The following is a 6,584-nucleotide window of genomic DNA, read 5'->3' as shown; positions in this document are numbered from 1 at the left end:
GCAGGGCGCATTCAAGAACGCGGGCGCGAGTTCCCCGCGCCTGCGGGGATGATCCGTCGACCTGCGCGACTGCGACCGTGTCCGGTTCGAGTTCCCCGCGCCTGCGGGGATGATCCCGGCCGTTGCTATCCACCTGCCGAGGTCGCCGAGAGTTCCCCGCGCCTGCGGGGATGATCCGCTGCGCGGCCGCAGTGACTCGCATGCAAGGCACAATTGCAGCCGGGGGATACGTTAGTCATCCGCGCCCTGGATCGTATCGCGGGGACCGAGCGTATGGCCATTGAGATTATCCGCGAGCTGGGGGAGCGCGGTGTGAGGATCAAAAGTCTTACCGAGCCATTCTTAGACGTGGACATATCTACGCCGATGGGCGAAGCCATTGTGGGCATCATGGCGGTCACGGCGCAGTTGCGCGTTTCTATGATCCGAGAGAACACCCGGCGAGGTTTAGCGCACGCGCGCGCTCAGGGGATAGTCGGAGGGCGGCCGCGCGTTATGGATGCAGACCGCACCGCGACGGCGCGGCAGCTGCGCGAGGAAGGGAAAAGCTATGCGCAGATGGCCAGCATTCTCGGTGTCAGCACCGCCAACGTATACCGTTCTCTGACCCACGAAACCCCTTGAAACCACGTGATAACACAAGTTATAATTGAAGTGGAGGAAGTCTCCCTTGAGGAGTTGAGGAGGGTGTTATGAGCCAGTTGGTGGAGCGGCCGCGTCATGGTGATATGCGTGCGGAGCTGCTGCGGGTGCGGCAGCGGATGGAGGTCGACACGTTGGATTACAAGCGCACGTTGAAGACCGCGGCGAGGTGCATGTCTCAGCGGGAGATGGCCGAGGTGTTGGGGATGTCTCAGCCAGCTGTGGCGAAGGCGTTGCAGCGTGCCCAGACTGTACCGGCTGTGGTTGGTGAGTTCAACGCTGCAAGCCCTTATGAAGTGTGCCAGCGGTACGCGGCCGGGTTTATCGACCGTGAAGAACTGGTGCGTCTACTGGTGGAGTGGCCATACAAGCCGACCCCCTGGGCGAACGAGTACGGTGAGTACGAAGAGAGCATGGACGGAACCTGGCAAGAAGTAGGTGCCGCGCTGCGGCATGAGCTGATTGACGCTGCTACTTACGATGAAGTTTTGATGAAGACCGCTGATTAGGCAGCGAGCAACCGAAGGGTGAATCGTTGGCTAACGACGAATCGATAGAACGACATGAGCGGTAACGGCTAGTTGAAGCCAGCAAGGCCCCGGGGTAATCCGCTCCGGAGCCTTCGCCTATTGAATGGAAAGCATGGATAACAGCTTGTTCACCTCAGCGGAATTCAAGACCCTGCGAACCCTCCTAGGGTACTCAATCACTGAAATCAGCCGATACCTCGATATCGGTCCCGCTACCGCCCGCAACTGGGACCGAGGCCGCTATAACCCACCCCCGGGCGTAGGCGAAGAGATGAGGGATCTAGCAGACCACACCGACGAGATCGTCGCGCGCCTGGTACGGCACTATGAGACACACCCGCGCGATTGGCCGATCCGCACGCCGAGGCGCTCCTGCGACATCGCTACCGCGTTCCCCGGTGTCGAGCTGCCACACTATGTGTCTCTTGATTGGTGTCGCATTGTTGTAGCGAGGGTTGCGCGGGAAATCCCAGGGCTTGGCGTCGATTGGTTCTAACTAACACTTGCAGAGCTCCCCGCGTATGCGGGAGCTCCGGTTGAGAATCGCGGGAGCCATCAGTTCACAAGGAACCCCCGCCCTGTATGCCATAGCTTCCACCCAGAACCTCCCCTGGGACCCCCTGGACTATCCTGAGAGGAACAGCCCACACATGTTTTGAGACAGTCTTTAAGGGAGCGCTGTCATGGCAATTTTCGCGGTTGAATACACCTACATCGACGACGCCGAGCTCATCCAGAAACACCGGCCCGAACATCGTGCGTTCCTCGCCGAACAGCGCGATGCCGGCACCGTGCTCCTCTCCGGCCCCAAAGTAACCGAGCCGGGTAGCGCCCTCATCATCGTCCGCACCGAAACCGCCGAAGAAGCCGGCCGCATCCTCGACGCCGACCCCTTCAACAACCACGGCATCATCACCCACCGCGCCATCGCGGAATGGAACGTCGTCATCGGGAAGCTCTAAAGCAGCAACCGCAGCGAACGCCAGAGCCTCACCAGCCAAACCGCACCGATACAGCCGCACAAGGAAAGGTAGCCAGTCGCGGTGGGCATCTTCCCAGTTATGGATGGCTCAGAGGACGCATACGATTCCCGGTGGACTCAACTAAACAAGCCATAGCAGACGCCGCAGAAAAGGTGTTGCGCTCACCTGCCACGGTGAGCCCGGTTAAAGGGCAAGACCTGGTTAACTACGACAAACTGGTTGATGGTCTTTTGGTGCGTGTCGGGGTAGGGTGCACAGAAGACGGTATACGACACGTAACTACGTGTCACGTTGTTGAAGACGGAAGGAGGGGTAGCTGATGGATTTGCCTTGGGAGCTTGATGAGCTTGACCGGTTGACCCTGGACGCTCGTGCATTCACTATCAAGGAACTTGACCTTGAACCGGCAGACTACAAAGCGCTGGATGACACTATTTGGTCTCGTGAGACGATCGCCGCCCTCCTTGGGTTGGTGTCCGCGTCTTATACGTCTTGCCTCTTGTGGCCTGATGATTTGGTCAAACAGTTCCGTGACCTTCGTGAAAAGTTTTGTCTTGAAGAAGAATTTGATGAGTTCATGGAAGGCCAGGAGGAAAACCGCGCGAAATTAGCGGCGGATGAAGCGGCCGAATCCTAACGACTGACAGCATTCTTTTATAACCCACCCGGGTTTGCTCGGGTGGGTTTTCTTATACCCGAAAACAGGTTTCCCTACTACCGCCGGGGGCATAACGGCGGGCTACACCACGCACATGATTGCGGCATGAATGGAGGGCACACATGTCCGAAAATGTTCAAGAGAACAAAGAACCACAATCCACCGATACGCCGGGGCTCACTCCTATCAATAGCCAGGAGGAACTAGACCGGATTATTGGGAATCGGCTCGCTAGGGAACGTGAGAAATTTTCTGACTATGAGACGTCACAGAAGATCCTCCTGAGTACTGCAGCTTCCGTCCCGCGCCTCACCTGCACCAGCTGGACTATCCTGAAAGGAACAGCCCACGCATGTTTTGAGACAGTCTTTAAGAGAGCGCCTTATGGCTATTTTCGATGTTGAATACACCCACATCGGCGAGCTCTAAAGCAGCAACCGCAGCGAACAACGACAACCACGCGACCCGCCAAGCCGCACCGATTCAGCCGCATAACGAAAGGTAGCCAGCCGTGGTGGCCCCAACCCTCACAACACAACGCCTCACCGAGCCAGCCCCGAACAAGCCGTTACTGCTCGTCGGGCCCGGCATCGGAACAGGCGTAGAGGAACTGTGGAACACCACCGCGCAAGAGCTCGCCGATGACTTCGAAGTGATCGGCTACAACCTCCCCGGCCACGCCGGCGCCCCCGTGCACACTGACGCCTACACCGTCGCGGAACTCGCAGACGCGGCCGCCGCACTCGTCGCCGACCAACCCGCGGAACGCAGCGTCTACTTCGCCGGCGTCTCCATCTCCGGCGGCGTAGCCATGGAACTCGCACTCCACCACCCCGAACGGTTCGCCGCGGTCGCGGTCGTGTGCTCGGCACCGAAAATCGGCGAACCCGAAGCCTGGGAAGAACGCGCCCAAGCAGCCGCCGCCAACGGAACCGAGATCATGGTCCCGTTCTGCCGCGAAGGCTGGTTCGCCCCCGGATTCATCGACAAAAACCCAACCCAAGCCGAAGCACTGCTGAACAACCTACGGCAAGCCGACCTCGCGTCGTACGTCACCATCTGCCGCGCACTCGGCACCTACGACGTCCGCGAAGACCTCGCCACCGTCACCATCCCGGTGCTCACCATCAACGGCGCACACGACCAAGTCTGCCCACCAAGCGAAGGCGCCACCATCGCAGCCGGCGTACCCAACGGAAAAGCCGTGACCTTCAACCACACCGCGCACCTCGCACCCGTCGAAGACCCTGAACGCACAGCCGCCGAACTCCGCAACTTCTTCCTCGCGCAGGGCTAGGAGCGGGAGGGGAGAGTAACGGCGACTGGGAAAGCCGGCTCCTCAGCTGAGCACGAGTTGCTCGGTGAGCGCGTAACGGTCGCCGCTGCGTGCCACCGAGATCAGCCCGCTAAATCGGGTTGCGGCTTGGTCTTTCCACCATTGCTCTGGCGCAACACCGGCGAGGTGGGACAAAACCAGCTGCCCCACGCCGGCTTCCTGGGCCACTGCCCCGGCATCGGCCGGCGAGGTGTGCGAGCATGCCTGGTGGTTCAGGAACGCGCCAGAGAAACCTTGCTCCTTATAGAAGTCCAGGTTGACGGCCTCATGCACCAGAATGTCCGCACCGCGGGCCAACTCAACGAGCGCATCGGACTTAGCGGTGTCTCCAGAGAACACGATCGAGCCTTCCGCGGTGTCAAAGCGGAACGCGAAAGCCGGGTAGACCGGCGGATGCTCCACGAGGGTCGCGCTCACCGTCACCGCATCATCGCGATACACCTCGAAGATCGGCTCATTCGGGATCACAATCTCTTCAGCCTGCACCAGCTCGTGCAGGTTAGGGCGGGCCTCATCCTGGATCCGGATATCGATGTCGTAGGAGAACCCGTCGAGGGTCTTCCCAACCAACTCGGCGGTACCGGCCAAGTCCTCACCACCAACACGGTGCGGATCCTTGCCCGGGCCCAAAATGCGGAACGGCTCAGTGAAGCCATTAACCGGCTTACCCCAGTTCCACAGCAGAAAACCGGGTAGCTCCACAACATGGTCGGAATGCAGGTGCGTGATGAATCCCGCGGTGAAGTGCTTACCCTTCAACCCGGCCTCAGCGGCCGCGCGGGTGCACCCCAGACCGAAATCGATCAGGTAAAAATCATCGTTCACGCGGACTGCCGAGCAGATCCCTGGTTCGCTTCCGCGAATAGCCGGGCCGGCAGCCGTGCCGAGGGTAATGAGTTCAACGGTCATGTCAGTGTCCCCTAGTTATGTGCTCGCCTGTTGACGGTGGTTGGCTCCAAGTAGGCGTCCAAGCCCCAGCGGCCGCGCTCGCGGCCAATGCCGGATTGCTTCCAGCCCCCGAACGGCGCATCGAGTTCAACAACGGTGTGTTGATTGATCCACACCGTGCCGGTCTCCAGCTCCGGCGCCAGCTGCCGCGCCCGCTCCATATCCGGAGTCCAGATAGAAGCCCCGAGCCCGAACTCAGAATCGTTAGCGAGCTCGATGGCCTGGTCAAGGGAGCTATAGGACACAATCGGCAGGGCCGCTCCGAACTGCTCTTCCCGCACGATGCGCATGTCCTGTTCAGCATTGGCCACGATGGTCGGCGTCTGGAAATAGCCGGGTAGCTCGCACCGCTGATGCCCGGCAAGAACAGTGGCACCGTCAGATGCGGCCGCATCGATCAGTTCCCGCACGTAGTCGCGCTGGCTCGCGTTATGCATGGGTCCCAGGGTGGTGGCGACGTCGATGCCACGGCCAAGTACGAACTTGTTGACTTCCTCGACCACAGCTTCAGTGAAGTCCGCGCGCATGCTCTCTGGAACATAGACGCGTTTAACCGCCATGCAAACCTGCCCCGCATTGCGGAAAGCGCTGCTGATGATGCCGCGCGCAGCCACCTCAATGTCCGCATCATCAAGCACGATGGCGGCGTCATTACCACCCAACTCCATCGTCACACGGGTGACATTTTCAGCGGCCTGCTGCATCAAAGAGGTGCCCACCGCGGTGGAGCCGGTGTAAGAAATCTTGTTGACGAGTGGTTCCGAAGCCAACGCCACGCTCACCGTGCGGTTGGAACCGGTAAGAACCTGCACAACATGCTCAGGCAGAACCGAGTTCATCAGTTCAATCAAAGCGATAGCTGAGGCCGGCGTCGTAGGAGCCGGTTTAGCCAGAACCGTGCAACCGGCGATCAAAGCCGGCGCCAGCTTGACGCACAACAGCGAGATCGGAAAGTTCCACGGGGTGATGGTTCCCACCACACCCACCGGACGGTTCAGCACCTCGACATTGCGGCCATCGCGCTCTGGAAGGCTGATCGTGTCTTCCCAGTCCAAGGTCGCGTAATAACGGAACAGGCCCGCCGAGACCTTGAACTCCATTTTCGCTTCGGCAATCGGCTTGCCCTGCTCACGAGACAGAACTTCGCCCAACGCATCGAGGTTCGCCTCAATCTTGTCGGCGATCTTCACCAACGCTTCCACCCGCGCTACACGGTCACGCTGCCAGCCACGCAGCGCCGCGCGTGCACGGACCGCTGCCTGCCGCGTGTCTTCGGCCGTGTTCTCCGGCACCCGGGCAACAACTTCGAGTGTTGCCGGATCCAGGACGTCGTAGTGAGTGCTCATCTGTACCTGCCTTCACATGTAGAGGGCGGATACGGCGGTGCGCCGTAGTAATTTCCCTACATCATGGAAGATTGTGAAGAGCGAATGTGATTAGTCTTCCACCCATTGGAAAAAACCCTGTGTGAATGGGGCACAATGGCA

The 6,584-nt window shown here is 59.9% G+C and carries 8 protein-coding genes; 6 read left to right on the top strand and 2 right to left on the bottom strand.

All coding sequences use genetic code 11. The annotated features are described in order from the left end of the window. Positions 1–213: 213 nt before the first annotated feature. The 6 genes from CAY35_RS04860 to CAY35_RS04830 all read left to right on the top strand — a co-directional run bounded on the left by CAY35_RS04860 (position 214) and on the right by CAY35_RS04830 (position 4,110). A complete protein-coding gene (locus tag CAY35_RS04860) occupies positions 214–624 on the top strand; it encodes a recombinase family protein (protein WP_181377492.1) in 411 nt (136 codons plus the stop codon). Between the two features lie 68 nt (positions 625–692). Then, positions 693–1,151 (top strand): helix-turn-helix domain-containing protein, encoded by a 459-nt coding sequence (locus CAY35_RS04855; protein WP_109303555.1) that lies wholly within the window; start codon positions 693–695, stop codon positions 1,149–1,151. A gap of 133 nt (positions 1,152–1,284) precedes the next feature. Then, positions 1,285–1,668, top strand: a complete 384-nt coding sequence (locus CAY35_RS04850) for a helix-turn-helix domain-containing protein (protein ID WP_070491231.1) — start codon at positions 1,285–1,287, stop codon at positions 1,666–1,668. A 187-nt stretch (positions 1,669–1,855) separates the two neighbouring features. Beyond that, positions 1,856–2,134, top strand: coding sequence for a YciI family protein (locus CAY35_RS04845; RefSeq protein ID WP_109303554.1), 279 nt, complete (start codon positions 1,856–1,858; stop codon positions 2,132–2,134). 340 nt (positions 2,135–2,474) lie between these two features. Continuing rightward, the gene (locus CAY35_RS04840) at positions 2,475–2,792 is read left to right on the top strand and encodes a hypothetical protein (protein ID WP_109303553.1); all 318 of its coding nucleotides are present in this window, start codon (positions 2,475–2,477) and stop codon (positions 2,790–2,792) included. A gap of 535 nt (positions 2,793–3,327) precedes the next feature. Beyond that, positions 3,328–4,110 (top strand): alpha/beta fold hydrolase, encoded by a 783-nt coding sequence (locus tag CAY35_RS04830; protein ID WP_181377491.1) that lies wholly within the window; start codon positions 3,328–3,330, stop codon positions 4,108–4,110. Positions 4,111–4,152: 42 nt separating this feature from the next. On the opposite strand, the gene CAY35_RS04825 is transcribed toward CAY35_RS04830, so the two are convergent. Together CAY35_RS04825 and CAY35_RS04820 are read right to left on the bottom strand one after the other, a co-directional pair. Beyond that, on the bottom strand, positions 4,153–5,058 hold the full coding sequence (locus tag CAY35_RS04825; RefSeq protein WP_109303550.1) for an MBL fold metallo-hydrolase: 906 nt from the start codon (positions 5,056–5,058) through the stop codon (positions 4,153–4,155). An 11-nt stretch (positions 5,059–5,069) separates the two neighbouring features. Next, on the bottom strand, positions 5,070–6,443 hold the full coding sequence (locus CAY35_RS04820; RefSeq protein ID WP_109303549.1) for an aldehyde dehydrogenase family protein: 1,374 nt from the start codon (positions 6,441–6,443) through the stop codon (positions 5,070–5,072). Positions 6,444–6,584: the final 141 nt, after the last annotated feature.

Source organism: Pseudoglutamicibacter cumminsii (assembly GCF_003143995.1).
In the GTDB taxonomy this organism is placed as follows: domain Bacteria; phylum Actinomycetota; class Actinomycetes; order Actinomycetales; family Micrococcaceae; genus Pseudoglutamicibacter; species Pseudoglutamicibacter cumminsii_B.
Note: the sequence above shows the minus strand (reverse complement) of the source record. Positions and strands in the feature narration are given on the sequence as shown.